This is a genomic window from Paenacidovorax caeni, from assembly GCF_001298675.1.
GTDB lineage: Bacteria > Pseudomonadota > Gammaproteobacteria > Burkholderiales > Burkholderiaceae_C > Paenacidovorax > Paenacidovorax caeni.
In genome coordinates this window covers 1-16,357 of sequence record NZ_CYIG01000059.1, presented here as the reverse complement: position 1 = coordinate 16,357, position 16,357 = coordinate 1, and the positions used below count along the sequence as shown (strand labels likewise).

Below are 16,357 nucleotides of genomic sequence, written 5' to 3'. Positions count from 1 at the left end.
GAGGTGCGTGACATGACGGCCGACTGGCTGCACCGATACAACCACCATCGCCCCCATGAAGCCCTCGGCCGCATCCCACCGGTTGAGTACCGTGTCAAACTGTTCCCCAACCTCTACTTCTGATTGGCTCAGAAATTCGAGGGGACTTCAGGACTTCAGTCGAGGCTTGGCGCCGCGAATACAACGAGGAGCGTCCGAAGAAGTCCCTCGGCGGATTGACCCCAGCTGCACATGCCCAAAGGCTGACCCAAAACCCGTTAAATTAACTCCGGACTCCAAAGCTCAGTGCTACTCAAAACGGGGGGATGTCGAGGCAACCCGAAGGGCAAGGCAGCAAAAAGCCGCTACTGCGTCGTTGCGCACCTTGCCCAGGCCGCCAGCATGGGCTGTGGCGCGCGCCTAGATTGCGGCTTTTTGCTGCCTTGTGGGCGCCAGGAAAAGATCGTGAACAGACTCTGAGTGCACCAGCGCGTTGCGGCTCAGGACGCGCGCAAGTAGGTGACGAAGCTCAGCGGCAGCCCGCTGGCGCTGACCACGCGCTCGCGTGCCGCCTCGCGCCATTGCGAATCCAGGAGGGGCGCGTAGGCATCGCCGTCGAAATCGCGCTCGATCTCGGTGGCCTCCACGCGCTGGGCCAAAGGCAAGGCTTGGGCGTAGATCTGCGCGCCGCCGATCACCCACGCCGTCGCCGCGTGCTCGCACATTTGTAGCGCCTCGCGCAGGCTGGGAGCGCGCTGGGCGCCAATTTCATTCCAATCCGCTTGGCGCGTAACAACAATGTTGGCGCGGCCTGGCAACGGGCGAAAGCGCGGCGGGAGCGAATCCCAGGTCTTGCGCCCCATGATGACGGGGCAGCCTTGCGTGAGCCGTTTGAAGTGCGCCATGTCTTCGGGCAGGTGCCAGGGCATGGTTCCGTCTTTTCCAATGACGCCATTGGCCGCGCGGGCGTAGATGAGTGCGATTTCCATGGGGGGGAATAACTCCAATCGGTGTCTCTCAGCAACCGCCTGCGAAGGCCATGAACACCTCCTGCACCAACCGAGACTGGTAGCGCACAGCGAAACGATAGCCGCGCAGGAAGGGTTGGCAGGGCCCGGCCTCTTCGCGCGAAGCCAGACCGGCATTGCCCCAATGCTGGGCAATCGCGCGGCGCAGCTCCGTCGGCGTGTAGCGGGGAAACGGCGGTGCGGTGCCCGCCAGCGCGTGGGGGGCAATCACGAACCTCGTGCCAGTGCGCGCCAGGGGCACCTCCGGCCCCAGGCCCTGCTTCCAGCGATCCAGCTCAATGTGCGGCCCTTCGTAGTCGCACTGCATCACGGAGACCGCACGCACACTGACCGTGAAATCCTGCGGCAACGCAGGCTTTTTCGGTGTGATCACCAAATGCGTCATGGCACCGATCTGTGTTTCACCCGGTTCTTCTTCGTAGTGGAATGCGGTGGTGGCGGTACGGCCGACTTCAGCGATGCGCTGCGCGCCCGCATGCACCGCAATGCGGGAGAACGGCATGGCATCGGCCACTTGCGCGATTTGTTCAGCACATTGCCGGAGTCGGGTAAGTGTTGGCGGGGTGACGAAGTTGAGGGGCCGATCCGAGGCGGGCAGGAGCGCATCAGGAAAGGCTTCCCGCAGCGTGACGAACGCCCCTTGGTGGAACACCAGGAGGTCGCTGGTGTCGAGCTGGTTGCTCACGCCCGGCAGGCCGCACGCGGCCTGGGGGGCGATGCGAACGTTGTAATAAAGGCGGCCGTCGCTGGTTCGCCCCTCGGGGCTGCTCGCGTACTGGGCCTCGTACAGCGGATCGACCTCGGCATGCAGGGTGGCCGTGCCGTCCTGCACATCGATCGACAGCACACGCGACACCCGGTAAAAGGTTGCCCCACCTACCACCAGTCGCCCCTCCAAGGCGGCGGCAACCGCTTTGCGTGCCGCCGCAGGGGGGGGCGCCGCCTGGCCCGCGAGCACAGCATGTGCGCCCCCCGCCAGGAGGCCGGCCAGCACGGCGGATGCCAGGCAGCGGCGCAAGGCGCTACACCGCAACGGGTGCCTTGATGGCGGGGTGGTGCTCGTACCCGAGGATCTCGAAGTCTTCGTAGGCGTAGTCGAAGATCGAGTCAGGACGCCGTTTGATGTGCAGCTGCGGGTAGGCATACGGCGCGCGTGCCAGTTGCGTCTGCACCTGCTCGAAATGGTTGCTGTAAATGTGGCAGTCGCCGCCGGTCCAGATGAAGTCGCCCACCTGCAGATCGCACTGCTGCGCCAGCATGTGGGTCAGCAGTGCGTAGCTGGCGATGTTGAAGGGCACGCCCAAAAAGATATCGGCGCTGCGCTGGTAGAGCTGGCACGACAGCCGCCCCTCGGCCACGTAGAACTGGAAAAAAGCATGGCAAGGCATGAGGGCCATCTTGTCCAGCTCTGCCACGTTCCAGGCGCTCACGATGATGCGGCGCGAGTCGGGGTTGCTTTTCAGTGTGTCGACCACTTGCTGGATCTGGTCGATGTGGCCGCCGTCCGGCGTCGGCCAGCTGCGCCACTGCACGCCGTACACCGGGCCCAGATCCCCGTCGGCGCGCGCCCATTCATCCCAGATGGTTACACCGCGCTCACGCAGCCAGTTGTTGTTCGAGGAGCCCGTGAGAAACCACAGCAGCTCGACGATGATGGATTTGAGGTGCACCTTCTTCGTCGTGACGAGAGGAAAGCCTTCGCTCAAGTCAAAGCGCATCTGGTGGCCAAACACGCTGCGCGTGCCCGTGCCGGTACGGTCGCCCTTGGCCACGCCGTGGGTAAACACGTGGCGCATGAAATCTTCATACTGCGAGCGGACGGGGCGGGGGCTGGACATGGGCGAGAGACCTACGGGCGCAACGCGCGGGCACCGTGCCCACACTGCAAGGCAGCGATTCTAGGCTGAAGGGCTAATGGGCTCAGTCGAGTAACAACCGCGTGAATCACGCATGCCTCCTCGCAGGCCACCACGTTGCGCGTTCCCCCCGCAGCCCCACGTCACCCGCACCGGGCGTTCTCGGAGACAATCCCTGCAACGAACCGCCCAGCGCCCTCCCCGCTCCACGCCATGAGCCGCCCCGATCTTTCTTTCTTGTTCCAGAACTGGACACCCGACGAGCCGGAGCCGGAGCAGCCCTTGGCCGGGGATGACCCGCTGACGCCGCGCGCGCCCAAGCGTCCGCGCGATCCGATGGACGATCTGGTGAACGAACTGCGCAACTACCAGTTCGAACTCGAGACGCAGAACAAGGTGCTGCGCTTCAGCCAGGCATCGGCCGAGAGCGCGTCCGAGCGCTTCGAGGCGCTGTTTGCCAGCGTGCCGCTGGCGCTGATGGTGATCGACGAGCACGACATGGTGGTGCAGGCCAACTCCATGGCGCACCGCTCGTTCCAACCCACCGAGCGCGACCCGCACCTCATCTCGCTGATGCCCTTCGTCAGCGACGCCGACGCCGAGCGCGTGCGCCGCGCATTCCTCACCGCACGCACGCAGGGGCGTGCCGACACCTCCGAGGTGGTGTTCAACATCGGCGAGAACGCGCGCATGACGGGCGACCTGCACATTGCCTGCATTGAAACCCAGCAAGGCAGCCTGCTGCCGCTGCGCCAGTACCTGTGCGCCGTGATTGACCAAGGCCCGCTGATCGCCGAGCGCCAGACCTTGCAGCAACGCAACGAGCAACTGCACGCCAGCGAGCGGCGCCTGGAGGCCGTCATCAACTCGGCGCTGGACGCCATCATCTGCGTGGATCAGCACCAGCGCATCACCGTGTTCAACCCGACGGCCGCAGCGCTGTTCCAGTGCGCTACCAGCGACGCCCTGGGCAGCCCACTGCAGCGCTTCCTGCCCGAGGCAGCGCGGGCGCTGGAGCTGAACCAGCTCGCCACCCAGGCCATCCTGGGTGAGATGACCGCTCGCACCGCCGCTGGGCGCGAGCTGGCGGTGGAGGTCAGCGTCTCTTTTGAGCGCCACAGCGAGGGCGAAACCACCACGGTGTTCGCGCGCGACCTGACGGGCCGCAAGAAGGCCGAAGAGCGCCGCAGCGAGCTGGAGGCACAGCTGCGCGAGTCGCACAAGATGCAGGCCATGGGCACGTTGGCCGGGGGCATCGCGCACGACTTCAACAACATCCTCAGCGCCATCCTGGGCAACGTCGAACTGGCCAAGGGCGATGCGCTGGCGCAAGACCCGCAGTCGCCCATCCTGGAGAGCCTGCGCGAGATCGAGAAAGCCGGGCGCCGCGCGCGCGATCTGGTGCGCCAGATCCTCACCTTCAGCCGCAACGAGCCGCTGCAGCGCGGCGCCGTGCGTATGGCCGAGGTCATGCACGACACCGAGCGCCTGCTGCGCGTGACCCTGCCGCCCACCATTGATCTGCAGGTGCAGGCGCCAGCCCACCTGCCCCCGGTGCTGGCCGACGTGACGCAGATCGAGCAGGCCTTGCTGAACCTGTGCACCAACGCCGTTCACGCCATCGGCGACGCGCGCGGCAGCGTGCTCATGCAGGCCAACCTGGTGCAACTGGACCAGCGCCAGTGCGAGCGCCTGGGCCTGCCCGCGGGTGCCTACGTGGCACTGGACGTGCGCGACAGCGGCCCGGGCATGGATGCAGCCACCCTCTCGCGCATCTTCGAGCCCTTTTTCACCACCAAGCCGGTGGGCCAGGGCACCGGCCTGGGCCTGCCGGTGGTGCATGGTGTGATGCGCAGCCACGGCGGCGGCATTGACGTGCACAGCCGCCCGGGCGAGGGCGCGTGCTTCACGCTGTACTTTCCGGTGGCGTCCGAGGCCGAGCAGGCCCGGACACTGCCCGCACCGGCGCCGGCCGCACCCGTGCTGGCCAGCCCCCCCGCCTCGGCACGCCAGCACCATGTGATGTATGTGGACGACGACCAGGCGCTGGTCTTCCTGGTCAAGCGCCTGCTCGGGCGGCGCGGCTACCAGGTCAGCGGCTTCACCGATCCCCACGAGGCCACTGCCGCGCTGCAGGCCGACCCGCAGCGCTACGACCTGCTGGTGACCGACTACAACATGCCCGGCTACTCTGGCGTGGATTTGCTGCACGCCGCGCGCGCCATTCGTGCCGACCTGCCCGTGGCGCTGGCTTCGGGCTACGTCACCACCGAAATCGAGCAGGCTGCGCTGGCCGCTGGCGCACGTGCGCTGATCCACAAGCCCAACGACGTGGACGAGCTGTGCGCCACCGTAGACCGCCTTCTGCATGACGCCCCCTGACACAGTCGATGTCGCCCCCACCAGTGGCATCACCTGCCTGTACCAGGACGACGATTTGCTGGTGCTGGCCAAACCCCCCGGCCTGCTGTGCGTGCCCGGGCGCGGCCCGGACAAGCAGGACTGTTTAAGCGCCCGCGCCCAGGCACGCTGGCCTGGCGCCTTGGTGGTGCACCGGCTCGACCAGGCCACCTCGGGGCTGGTGCTCATGGCACGCCACATCGAGGCCCAGCGCCGCCTGGGCGACGTCTTCGCCCAGCGGCGCGTGGACAAGCGCTACCAGGCCGTGGTGCACGGCCTGCCGCAGCCGGATGACCATGCTGGGGACACCGACGGCTGGAGCCTGATCGACCTGCCGCTAATCGCCGACTGGCCCAACCGCCCCCTGCAGAAAGTAGACCTAGAACACGGCAAGCCCAGCCAGACACGCTGGCGCAGCGTGCGCCACGACGCAGCGCGCGATGTCACGCTGCTCGACCTGGAGCCGCTCACCGGCCGTTCGCACCAGTTGCGCCTGCACCTGGCCAGCATCGGCCACCCCATCCTGGGCGACACGCTGTACGCCGACGCCGCCACGCAGGCCATGGCGCCACGGCTGTTGCTGCATGCCTGCGCGCTGGCGTTCGCGCACCCCATGGGCGGTCAGGCATGCCGCTTTACGCTGCCACCAGAATTTGGCAAAAATGGCCTCTAGCCTTTGACTGGAAAGCGCTAACAGCTCTTTTTTCAGGAGCAAAAGCGTACAAAATTCGGATTAACGGAAAGTGCCTGCGCCACCCGGCGTCGCCTGCGCGCCAGCGCCTGGGCAACGGGCGTTTACCATTGCCCCATGCCCCTGCATCTCTACATCCTCACCGGCGCCTCGCGCGGCATGGGCTTGGCCATGGCGCAGCAGCTCCTGCAGCCTGGCCACGCCCTGGTCTGCATGGCACGCAACGCCAGCCCGGCGCTCCAGGCCCCCGCTGGCGCCACGCTGGCGCAGTGGACGCTGGACCTGGCCGATGGCGCGCCCGCCGCCCGTCGCCTGGCCGACTGGCTGCAGGCACAGCCCGCTGGCGCCTATGCCAGCGCCACCCTCATCAACAACGCAGGCGTGATCCCACGCATCGCGCCGCTGGCGCAGTGCGCCGATGCCGAAGGCCTCGCCGGCCTGGCCCACGCGCTGCGCGTGGGGCTCGAAGCGCCGATGCAGCTCACCGCCGCCTTCCTCGCCGCCACCGAAGGCTGGGCCGTACCACGCAAGGTGCTGAATATTTCGTCGGGCCTGGGGCGCCGGGCCATGGCCTCGCAGTCCGCCTACTGCGCGGCCAAGGCAGGCCTGGACCACTTCACCCGCTGCCTGGCCCTGGACGAGGCGGCCAAGCCCCACGGGGCCAAGGTGTGTTCGCTGGCGCCGGGGGTTATCGACACCGGCATGCAGGTCCAGTTGCGCGGCGCCGACCATACGGCCTTTCCTGACCAGCCCAACTTCGCCCAGCTGCAGGCCACGGGCATGCTCACCGCGCCACACGACGCTGCCGCGCGCGTGCTGGCCTGGCTGCAGCGCCCGGACTTTGGCGCAGAGCCGGTAGCCGATGTGCGCCAGCCGTAAGAACGCTATGCCGTTAATAGCTGCCAGCGCTTGCCACGCAAGGGCTAGAGCCTGATTTTCCTTGTAAACCACCACCCTCGACAGGAGAGAAACCATGACCCGTGAAGTCGTCGTCGTCAGCGCCGTGCGCACCGCCATCGGCACCTTTGGCGGTAGCCTCAAAGACGTGCCCCCCACCGAACTCGGCGCTACCGTAGTGCGCGAGTCGCTCGCGCGCGCCAGCGTCGAGGGCAAGGATGTGGGCCATGTGGTGTTTGGCCATGTGGTCAACAGCGAGCCCAAGGACATGTACCTCTCGCGCGTGGCCGCCATCCATGGCGGCTGTGCCGAGGGCACACCCGCCTTCAACGTGAACCGCCTGTGCGGCTCGGGCCTGCAGGCCATTGTTTCGGCCTCGCAAGCCATCCTGCTGGGCGATGCCGACATCGCCATCGGCGCCGGTGCCGAGAACATGAGCCGCGCGCCCTATGCCAGCCTTGCCAGCCGCTGGGGCGCGCGCATGGGCGACACCAAGATGATCGACATGATGATCGGCGCGCTGCACGACCCGTTCCACACCATCCACATGGGCGTGACGGCCGAGAACATTGCCGCCAAATGGGGCATCACGCGCGAGGAGCAGGACCAGTTGGCCGTGGAGAGCCACCGCCGCGCGCAGAAGGCGACCGAGGCGGGCTACTTCAAGGAGCAGATCGTGCCCGTGATGCTCAAGAGCAAGAAGGGCGAGGTGGCTTACGCCACCGACGAGCATTTCCGCGCCAACGCCACGCTGGAAGACATGGCCAAGCTCAAGCCCGTGTTCGTGAAGGAAAACGGCACGGTGACGGCCGGCAACGCCTCGGGCATCAACGACGCCGCCGCCGCCGTGGTGCTGATGGACGCCAAGACCGCCCAGGCACGTGGCGCCAAGCCGCTGGCACGCCTGGTGGCCTACGCCCACGCAGGCGTCGATCCGAAATACATGGGCATTGGCCCTGTGCCCGCCACGCAAATGGCGCTGAAGAAGGCCGGCCTCACGGTGCAGGATCTGGACGTCATCGAGGCCAACGAGGCCTTTGCCGCCCAGGCCTGCGCCGTGACCAAGGACCTGGGGCTCGATCCCGCCAAGGTCAACCCGAACGGCTCGGGCATTTCGCTGGGCCACCCCATCGGCGCCACGGGTGCCGTGATCACCGTCAAGGCGCTGTACGAACTGCAGCGCATCCAGGGCCGTTACGCCCTGGTGACGATGTGTATCGGTGGTGGCCAGGGCATCGCCGCAATCTTCGAGCGCATGTAACGGCACTGCCAGGCCAGGAGGAGCTTGATGTGTGCAGTGCAGCAAACGTGATGTGCATCAAGACACGGCTGTCACACGGCTTCCATACTTCCAAGATCTCTTTGGATTTTGGAGAACTCCATGGCAATCCTGGCCTGGGTACCAGAGCTCGATACCGGCATTGACGAAATCGACCGGCAGCACCGGCGCATCGTGGACTACATCAACAAGCTCTACGAACTGCGCGAATCGCCAGACCGGGAAGCCCTGGGCGACGTGATTGGCGAGATGGTGGACTACACCCTCTCGCACTTCGTCTTCGAGGAGACCTTGATCGAAAACGCGGGCTACATGTTCGCAGGCCCGCACAAGAAGGTGCACGAGCTGTTCACGCGCCGCGTGTCCGAGATGCAGACCCGCTTCGACGCGGGGGAAGACGTGGCCGCCGAGCTGCACGGCATGCTGTCGCGTTGGCTGTTCAACCACATCCGCAACGAGGACCACGGCTACGTCGATGCCGCCAAGACCTACCTGCGCATGGCACGCGGCAACGAGCAGGCGGAACGGGAGCGGCTCAAGGCCGAACTGCTGCAGGAGCTGGAGCAACGCCAGCAGAAGAAAGGCTGGCTGGCCCGGCTGCTCTCACGCTGAACAGCGCCCCCATAGAAAACGGCTCCCGAGGGAGCCGTTGCTGTTTGCGCAGAAGCCTTCCGCTGAGGGGGAAGGCCCCAAGGCAACTCAGTCACGCACGACCAGAACCGGCACATGCACGACACCGAGAACGCGCTGGGTCACGCTGCCCAGCATCAGTTTTTCCAGCCCGCGGCGACCATGCGAGCCCATGACGATCAGGTCAGCATCTACGCTGGACAGTACGCGGCCGATGCCCTCGTGCACGGCATGGCCCTCGCCCAGCAAGGTGTTCACTTGCACGCCAGCATCCTCGAATACCTTCTTGGCCTCATCCAGCGCCTGATTGGCCTCGGCCGTCGCTGCGCTCAGGTACTGGGCCTGGCCATAGGCGAAATCGGCGCCCACGCCCGTGAAGGGATAGGGGTCGATCACATACAACACCGTAACGACGCTGCCAAAAGCCTTGGCCAGGCCGACAGCCTTGACCACGGCCTTGGTCGAGGTCTCGGAGCCATCCACGGGAACCAGAATGTGCTTGAACATGGCTTTTTCCTTCTGTAAAGCAAGCAATAAGACAAAACAAGAAACATGCTATCTCTTTTTTGCCACCGCACCTTGCAATAGAGCGCCCCGGAAAGTGTTTTACGCCCGCACGATGTCTTAGGTGACAACTGTGTTTGCACAGCACCGTCCACGCGCTAGCATGGCGGCACTGCACTACCGGCCCACTAGGAACCATCCATGCCCCACGAGCGCCGCCATTTTGTCCGCGTCCAATTCGACTCCCCGGCCCAACTGACCTGCGCCCAGGGCGTGTTTGACGTCCAGGTACTGGACCTCTCCCTCAAAGGTGCCCTGCTGCTGGCCGCAAACCCCATTTCCCTGGCAGCAGGCACCCCCTGCCAGCTCACCGTTCAGCTCAGCGAACAGGATCACATCGCCATGCGCATGGAAGTCGTGCACACCGAAGGCCCCAGCATGGGTCTGCGCTGCGACAGCATCGACCTCGACAGCGTGACCCACCTGCGGCGCCTCATCGAACTGCAGCTCGGTGATCCGGCCCTGCTTGAGCGCGACCTGGCGGAGCTGAGCGTGGCGCACTGAGGAAGCCAAGGCTTCTCAACACGGGCCTTCTCAAGCTTTGACTTTGAACGTCAACGCCATGGCACGCGTGCCGCATAATTGACGTTTACGTCAACGTTACTTACAGGAGACAAATCCATGGACATCAAAGGCAAGGTATTCATTGTCACGGGCGGCGCATCGGGCCTCGGTGAAGGCACGGCTCGCAGATTGGCGGCACTGGGCGGTACGGTGGTCATTGCCGACATGCAGGCTGACAAGGGGGAAGCGGTTGCCAAAGAGATTGGCGGCGCCTTCGTGAAATGCGACGTCAGTAGCGAAGCCGATGGCCAAGCCGCAGTCACAAAAGCCACTTCGCTGGGCAAACTCATGGGCTTGGTCAACTGCGCTGGTATTGCTCCCGCTGAAAAAACCGTTGGCAAGAACGGCGCGCATGCCCTGGCGTTGTTCCAGAAAACCATCACCGTCAACCTCATCGGCACATTCAACATGATCAGGCTGGCCGCCGAGGCCATGGCCAAGAACGATCCCGAGCCCACAGGCGAACGCGGCGTGCTGATTTCGACCGCCAGCGTGGCGGCTTATGACGGCCAAATTGGTCAAGCAGCGTACAGCGCCTCGAAGGGTGGCGTGGTCGGCATGACCCTGCCCATCGCCCGCGATCTGGCACGCAACGGTATCCGCAACATGACGATTGCGCCTGGCATCTTTGGCACCCCAATGCTGTTCGGCATGCCGCAGGAAGTGCAGGATGCGCTCGCCGCAGGCGTTCCCTTTCCAAGCCGCTTGGGCAAACCCGAGGATTACGCCAAGCTGGTGCAACACATCCTGGAAAACGACATGCTGAACGGTGAAGTCATCCGCCTCGACGGCGCCATCCGCCTCGCACCGAAGTAAGTCGGCGGTCGTCTCGCGTACTTCCTGCGCCTACAACGCAGGAGGTCAAGAGGGCCTATGCGTATCCGGGTCATCTTCGCGTCGAAGCGCAGAGGAGTACCGCGATGGGCCACTCGTCGCGATCAGCCAGTGGTGCGGGCCGCCATGACAGCCAGGGAGATCAGTCCGCCGGGGTAAAGTCCGACGGCGGCGCTAGTTCAGCTAGGGCACGGTAGGCAGCATCGATCTCCCGCAACTGCATAGCGAGCTGACGCCGCAGTTGCTGATTCTCCTGCTGGCAAGCGGCGAGTTCGGCCTGCAGTTGGGCGTGTACCTGCATATCGAAGGTATCGCCGCTGGGGTGCAACAACGCGGCATGGTCAATATCCCAAATGTTCTGGGCCTGGCGCTGCTGCCAGAGCCGTGCGTTAGCTTGAAAGCGATGCGGCGGCTTGCTAAAGATGGCAATGAAATCCGACCAGCCTGACTGCTCCGGCGGGGTGGTGAAGGATTCGACCAGTTCGATCGTCAGGCCCTGGCGGTGGGCCCAGTTTTCCAGAGCCTTGCTGGCATCGGGATAGAAGCGCCAGCAGTCCAGGGGATAGCGGTGGAAGCCGTTGTTGCTGGGAGCGCAGAGGTAGAGCAGCCCGGCGGGCTTGAGCAGCCTGACCGCGTTGCAGAAGGTCTCCCAGAAGGCCGGATCGTGCTCCAGGGCCGAGCTAGACAGCACCACGTCAAAGCTCCCGGCCTCACAGGGGAGGCCCTGGCTCAGATCGGCCACCAGATCGACGCCTGGCCCCGGAAACCGGTCCAGGCCCACGTAATGCACCTGGGACGGGCAGAATTCGCGCAGGGAGCCATTGACGTTGGCGCTGCCTATTTCAAGGGCCCGGCCCCAGTCATCCCGGGCATAGGTCGCAAAGAACAACTGTCCGGTCCGGTAGGCGGTTTCATGCATGGACAGTACCGCCGCCCTAGGCCTTGACCGCGGCGATCACCGCGAAGTCCGAACCCAGCGAGCCTTCAGCCATCAAGCGATCCTCCTGGGCAAACAGGGATTCCAGCCATTGTCGATCCTCGGCCACCTGGACATCGAAATTCTGGGCAATCCCGTACAGGGCATTGTGCAGGATGGCGCCCCCGAGTTCACGCAGGGCGACGATCCTGAAGTGCTGCCGCAGCGTGGCCAGGATGTCGGCCGAGCGGATGGCCTCGGTCGGGTCCACCGCCATCACGTCGGCCACGGCGGGCCGGAAGGCTTCGCCGCGCTCCTCGCCGCTGGGCATACGCTTGTAGCGCGCCGGCAGGCGCCGGTGAAAGTCGTTCGCCGCATCGAGCTGATGATCACTCCACTGAAACCGGTTGGGGCCGACGTACTCCTCCAGGCAGAACACTCCACCTGGCTTCAGGGCCATCTTGACCTGGCTGAACAACCGGTCTAGGTCGTCGATGTGGTGCACGCTGTGGTGCGCCACGATCAGGTCGTAGGCCGCGGGCTCCAGATGGACCTGTTCGAGATCGCAGACCTGATAATGCAAGCGCTCCGACAGGCCGGCCTGGCTGGCCGCTTGCCGAGCCGCCGCCACGGCTTCTGCCGACAGGTCGAAGCCGTCAATGCGCTCGGCCATGCCCAGTGCGATCAGTCTATGCTCCAGGCCGCCGAATCCCGAGCCCAGACTGGCAGCCCGCGACACGGGGAAGCGCAGGCCCCGCTGTTGCAACAGGGATTTCAGATAGGGGTAGGTGCCGATTTTCGGGTCCCCCGAAATCTGGGTATTGAGGCGCTCCACCACCCGGGGATGGGTCATCCAGAACATGCCGTGGGCCCGACTGCGCTCTTCGGGCGACTTACTCCATTCCGTAGTGGTCCGGCCCAATTCGGGCGCGGGCAGGGCCGACTCGGCGACCAAGGCGGAGGATCTGACCGGGGCGGGCTCGGCCAGCAGGTCCTGCACCCGGCCCTTGAATTCCTGGCGGGCACATTCGCGGCGCACGCGCAGCGCGGCGGCCTCGCGAATCTCCGACCAGCGCCAGGCATCGTGGTACAGGGTGGCACAGGCCAGGGCGAATTCCTGCGGGCTGTCGGCCAGCAGCATGCCCTCCCCATCGGCCCAGCCCAGCTGCCGACCCAACAAGGAAGTGGCCACCACGGGCACGCCGCGCGCAGCCGCCTCGTACACCTTGATCGGCACGCCGGCGGCAAAGCGGGCCGGCGCGATGAAGATCCGGGCGTTAGCGTAGATCGAGGTCAGATCGTCGATCCGGCCATGAAAGTGCAGGCGCCCATGGTGGGCGTACCGGTGGCGCAGTTCGTCGGCGCACAGGCCGACCAGGTCCACGCAGTAGTCGTTACCGAGCTGGCGGTCCAGCAAGGGCATGACCTGCTCGATGAACCATTCGATGGCGTCCACATTGGGCGAATCCATCTCGGCCAGCCGGCCGACGAACAGCAGGTTGGCGCGCTCTCCGAACGGGGCCAGTCCCAGGTCCAGGTCCACGCAATGCCCGAGCACCCGCACGTCGGCGCGGCCGACGTTGCGGAACATCTGGGCCTCGGCCTCATTGACGGCGACGATGGTGTCGGCCTTGCGCGTCAGCGACATCTCGTCCATCAAGCTCATGGACGGCACCGGGGCGCCCGGCCGGGCCTGGCTGAGCAGCAGGTCCCTTTGCGACACGATCGCTTCGGCATCGTAAATGACGCGCAGCCTGGTGGCCGCGTCCGGGTGCTGCTCAAGCCAGGCGCTCACCGCCTGCATGTTGTGGGGCCGGCTGACGACAAGGCAGTCGTAGCACGCGGCACGGGCCTGCAGGAACGGTGACAACTGGCTGAGGCCACCCGCGATACGCTCCACCCCCACCGCCAGCGCGTCCTGGAGCGCGGCGGGGACAGCGTTATCCAGATTGGTGGCGTAATGGGTCACGAAAACCCCGCTCTGGCACAGGGCGGACACAAGCTCACGGGCCCGAGGCAGACCACTGCCCAGGCTCGTCAGGGGCCAGCAGTCGTCCACGAACAGCACGCGTGCCGGGTAGCGGCCCAGGGCGAGCCGGGCAATCAGTTCGTCGGTGCTCTGGCGCGCCCAGGCCCGCTTTAGTCGGGCCTCGTGACGGCGCTTGAAGCGTTCCCGGTTGTTGACGATGTGCTTGTTGACGCTGCCATTGGCGCCATAGCTGGCCGATTCCACGTGCATGATCTGGATGCGCGGGCTGTAGACCACCCTCAGCCCCGCCTCCCAGATCCGGACACACAGGTCCGCATCCTCGTAGTAGGCCGGCGTGAACAAGGGGTCGAAACCGCCCAGCTGGTCGAACACCACCCGCCTGACCATCAGGAAGGCGCCCGAGCAGTAATCCACGTCGCGCTGGAACTGATAGGACGGGTCCAAGGGATCGGCACCGCGTCCATAGCCGGAGGTACTGCCGTCCTGCCAGATAATCGAGCCGGCCTCCTGCAGACTACCGTCGAGCAGCAGGATCTGACCGCCAACCGCGCCCACGTCTGCCTCCCGGTCGAGAATTCCGCACGCCTCGGCCAGAGCCTTGCTGCCCAGGGTGGTATCGTTGTTAAGGAACAACAGGTGGCGTCCCCGGGCAGCCCGGGCACCGACATTGGCCGCGCGCAGGAAGTGCAGGTTCTCCTGCTGGCGCAACACGGTGCAGCCCTCCAGACGATCCAGCAGGAGGGGGGTTTCATCGGTGGAGGCGTTATCCACCACGATCAGTTCGAGCGGCGTTGCCCGTTGCGCATGAATCGACGTCAGGCACTGCAAGCTCAGCGCAGCATTGTTGAACAGCACCACCACGACCGACACCACGGGATCGGGCTGTGGCGAGAAGGCCAGCCGGTTGCCGGCATCTGCCAGGAACGCCCGCAGCTGGTGCCGGGCCTGCTCCACATGCCTGGTCTTGTCTTCGGGCGCTGGGCCGCCACCCGGCAGCGGAGCCACCTCCTGCGCCGGCAGCATGGGCGCCCTGGGCGCAGTGGGCACCAGTGTCATGGTGATGTCGCCGCTCAGTCCCAGTGGACGCCCGGCCTTACGCCCCACCATCTCGAAGTGGTAAAGGGGGTTAACGCCGGCGCCGGCCAGTTCCGGGTGGAGGGCCAGGTAACGGCGGGAGGAAAACCAGGGGCCGGGATCACGACCAGTCCTGGCGCCGATCACCGTGTAGTGATAGGCCGGATGGGCCCCCAGCGCAGCGACATCCGGGTACTGGGCGAGATACCACGCCCGGTCGAAAAAGGTCGAGCGCGCTACCACCTTCGCCACGGGGTTGATCCCGATCAGCAGCTGGTGCAGTTGCGGACGCACGAACTGCAGACCGGACGGCAGGCTGACCGGCAGTTGGCTGCGGCACCAGGCAAGCAGCCGGGGAATGGCCGGATGACGTTCTTCATGCCGGGGCTGATTTTCGAAATCCACTTCTTCCGCGTGCCGGCGCAACAGGTCCGTCATCACCTGATCGTAAATCCGGGTCTGCTGCTGATGCCGTTGGTGCTGTGCCGTCAGATCCGCTTGCTGGTCGTACAGGCTCTGCATCAGCCCGTCACGTTCCTGGGTCATTTCCCGGGCCACGCCTTCCCACCGGAGAGCCTGCTTCTCAGCGTTGGCCAGGCGCAAGCTGTTCGCCTGATGGGCCTCCGCAGCCGCCTGCTGCAGGGCTTCCACCTGTTGCTGCAGCCGCTGTGCCTGCTCGCGCGCGGCATCCCGCTCTTCCAGGATGAGCGCCTGGGCCGCAACCGATTGCTGCAGCGCCACGACCTGCTGCTGCAGCCTCTGCACCTGTGCCTGAGCCGCATCCCGCTCTTCGAGAATGGCCGCCTGGGCCGGGGCCTGCATTTGCACTGCGGCGGGCATTTGCGCGGCAGCCAATGCGACGTTTCGGCGCTCGTGCTCACGGGCCTGCAATTCCCAAGTGAAGCCCAGGCGGGCGAATCGTTCTCGTACCGCCAGGATCTGGCGTTGGTCATCGAGTTGGCACAAGCGGGCAATCGCTTCCGGCACCTCGGACCCGCAGGCCAGCACCCCCAACCCGTTGCCGTGCAGGAACTCGAACGAGGGATATTGCCGGGACAACTCCTGGAACAGCCGGTGGACGCCAAAGTCGTCGCGGTACACGTTGGTGTCGTGGAACAGTATTACGCCCCGCCCGGACAGCTTGGGTAGCCAAGTATGGAAGTCGTACGCCACGGCTTCATAGGTATGCAGTCCGTCGATGTGCAGCAGGTCGATCGAGCCATCGGCAAATCCTGCTGCCGCGACGCTGAAATCCCTGCGGATCAGCTCCGAGAAGGCACCGTATCGCTGCTCGTTGAAGCTTTTCAGGTCCTCGTAGACCGAGTCGTCGTAGCGGCCGCTGTGCTGGTCGCCGCGCCAGTGATCGACCGCATAACAACGGGTCAGCAATCCCTGGCGCAGCACGGCTTCGCAGAAGGCGGCATAGGAGACCCCGTGGTACGTTCCCAGTTCCACCAGCATGGCCGGCTGGCAGGCCTCCACCAGCCAGCTAGCAAAGGGGAACTTCTCAAAACCCATCCGCTCTCTTCCTGACCCGAGAAGCCTGACCCGCCCCTTGCCATGATCACGCCCCGCAGCGCCCTGAAGTTCGATCTGTTCGCCGAGGCCTCGCGCCAGCACAAGAGAGACGAGGTGGGCGATCCGCTGCAGGTGAT

At 65.4% G+C, this 16,357-nt stretch carries 14 protein-coding genes and 1 pseudogene; 9 read left to right on the top strand and 6 right to left on the bottom strand.

Annotated features, from left to right (window positions below; translation table 11 throughout):
- Window positions 1-12 precede the first annotated feature (12 nt).
- Together BN2503_RS21390 and BN2503_RS19665 are read left to right on the top strand one after the other, a co-directional pair.
- Window positions 13-123 (top strand): integrase core domain-containing protein, encoded by a 111-nt coding sequence (locus BN2503_RS21390; protein ID WP_082366636.1) that lies wholly within the window; start codon window positions 13-15, stop codon window positions 121-123.
- Between the two features lie 26 nt (window positions 124-149).
- Window positions 150-266: pseudogene (locus BN2503_RS19665) on the top strand (integrase core domain-containing protein); the annotation flags it as partial.
- A gap of 213 nt (window positions 267-479) precedes the next feature.
- Here the strand turns inward: BN2503_RS19665 and BN2503_RS17100 are convergent.
- Genes BN2503_RS17100 through BN2503_RS17090 form a run of 3 tightly spaced genes read right to left on the bottom strand, consistent with a single transcriptional unit; the run spans window position 480 to window position 2,845 of the window.
- Window positions 480-968: a dihydrofolate reductase gene (locus tag BN2503_RS17100; protein WP_054257822.1), complete on the bottom strand. Its 489-nt coding sequence runs from the start codon at window positions 966-968 to the stop codon at window positions 480-482.
- Window positions 969-996: 28 nt separating this feature from the next.
- The gene (locus BN2503_RS17095; protein WP_139235532.1) at window positions 997-2,001 is read right to left on the bottom strand and encodes a hypothetical protein; all 1,005 of its coding nucleotides are present in this window, start codon (window positions 1,999-2,001) and stop codon (window positions 997-999) included.
- A gap of 28 nt (window positions 2,002-2,029) precedes the next feature.
- Window positions 2,030-2,845, bottom strand: coding sequence for a thymidylate synthase (locus tag BN2503_RS17090; protein ID WP_054257820.1), 816 nt, complete (start codon window positions 2,843-2,845; stop codon window positions 2,030-2,032).
- Between the two features lie 231 nt (window positions 2,846-3,076).
- Between BN2503_RS17090 and BN2503_RS17085 the strand changes: the two genes are divergently transcribed.
- The 5 genes from BN2503_RS17085 (at window position 3,077) to BN2503_RS17065 (ending at window position 8,742) form a co-directional block, all read left to right on the top strand.
- Window positions 3,077-5,245, top strand: coding sequence for a PAS domain-containing hybrid sensor histidine kinase/response regulator (locus BN2503_RS17085; RefSeq protein ID WP_054257819.1), 2,169 nt, complete (start codon window positions 3,077-3,079; stop codon window positions 5,243-5,245).
- Window positions 5,232-5,936 carry an RluA family pseudouridine synthase gene (locus BN2503_RS17080; protein ID WP_054257818.1) on the top strand — a complete coding sequence of 235 codons (705 nt, stop codon included), beginning with the start codon at window positions 5,232-5,234 and terminating at the stop codon, window positions 5,934-5,936. The genes BN2503_RS17085 and BN2503_RS17080 overlap by 14 nt, the downstream gene beginning before the upstream one ends.
- Window positions 5,937-6,071: 135 nt before the next feature.
- Complete coding sequence (locus BN2503_RS17075; RefSeq protein ID WP_054257817.1) at window positions 6,072-6,833, top strand: SDR family NAD(P)-dependent oxidoreductase; 762 nt, start codon at window positions 6,072-6,074, stop codon at window positions 6,831-6,833.
- A gap of 94 nt (window positions 6,834-6,927) precedes the next feature.
- Window positions 6,928-8,112 carry a beta-ketothiolase BktB gene (gene bktB, locus BN2503_RS17070; RefSeq protein WP_054257816.1) on the top strand — a complete coding sequence of 395 codons (1,185 nt, stop codon included), beginning with the start codon at window positions 6,928-6,930 and terminating at the stop codon, window positions 8,110-8,112.
- A 120-nt stretch (window positions 8,113-8,232) separates the two neighbouring features.
- A complete protein-coding gene (locus BN2503_RS17065; protein WP_054257815.1) occupies window positions 8,233-8,742 on the top strand; it encodes a bacteriohemerythrin in 510 nt (169 codons plus the stop codon).
- 87 nt (window positions 8,743-8,829) lie between these two features.
- Here the strand turns inward: BN2503_RS17065 and BN2503_RS17060 are convergent, their stop codons facing one another.
- A complete protein-coding gene (locus tag BN2503_RS17060) occupies window positions 8,830-9,267 on the bottom strand; it encodes a universal stress protein (protein ID WP_054257814.1) in 438 nt (145 codons plus the stop codon).
- Window positions 9,268-9,465: 198 nt separating this feature from the next.
- Here BN2503_RS17060 and BN2503_RS17055 point away from each other — a divergent pair, with 198 nt between their 5' ends.
- Together BN2503_RS17055 and BN2503_RS17050 are read left to right on the top strand one after the other, a co-directional pair.
- Window positions 9,466-9,828, top strand: coding sequence for a PilZ domain-containing protein (locus BN2503_RS17055; protein ID WP_054257813.1), 363 nt, complete (start codon window positions 9,466-9,468; stop codon window positions 9,826-9,828).
- Window positions 9,829-9,945: 117 nt separating this feature from the next.
- Window positions 9,946-10,704 carry a 3-hydroxyacyl-CoA dehydrogenase gene (locus BN2503_RS17050; RefSeq protein ID WP_054257812.1) on the top strand — a complete coding sequence of 253 codons (759 nt, stop codon included), beginning with the start codon at window positions 9,946-9,948 and terminating at the stop codon, window positions 10,702-10,704.
- Window positions 10,705-10,864: 160 nt separating this feature from the next.
- Here the strand turns inward: BN2503_RS17050 and BN2503_RS17045 are convergent, their stop codons facing one another.
- Together BN2503_RS17045 and BN2503_RS17040 are read right to left on the bottom strand one after the other, a co-directional pair.
- Window positions 10,865-11,641, bottom strand: coding sequence for a methyltransferase domain-containing protein (locus BN2503_RS17045; protein ID WP_054257811.1), 777 nt, complete (start codon window positions 11,639-11,641; stop codon window positions 10,865-10,867).
- 16 nt (window positions 11,642-11,657) lie between these two features.
- Window positions 11,658-16,220 (bottom strand): class I SAM-dependent methyltransferase, encoded by a 4,563-nt coding sequence (locus BN2503_RS17040; RefSeq protein WP_054257810.1) that lies wholly within the window; start codon window positions 16,218-16,220, stop codon window positions 11,658-11,660.
- Between the last annotated feature and the right edge of the window lie 137 nt (window positions 16,221-16,357).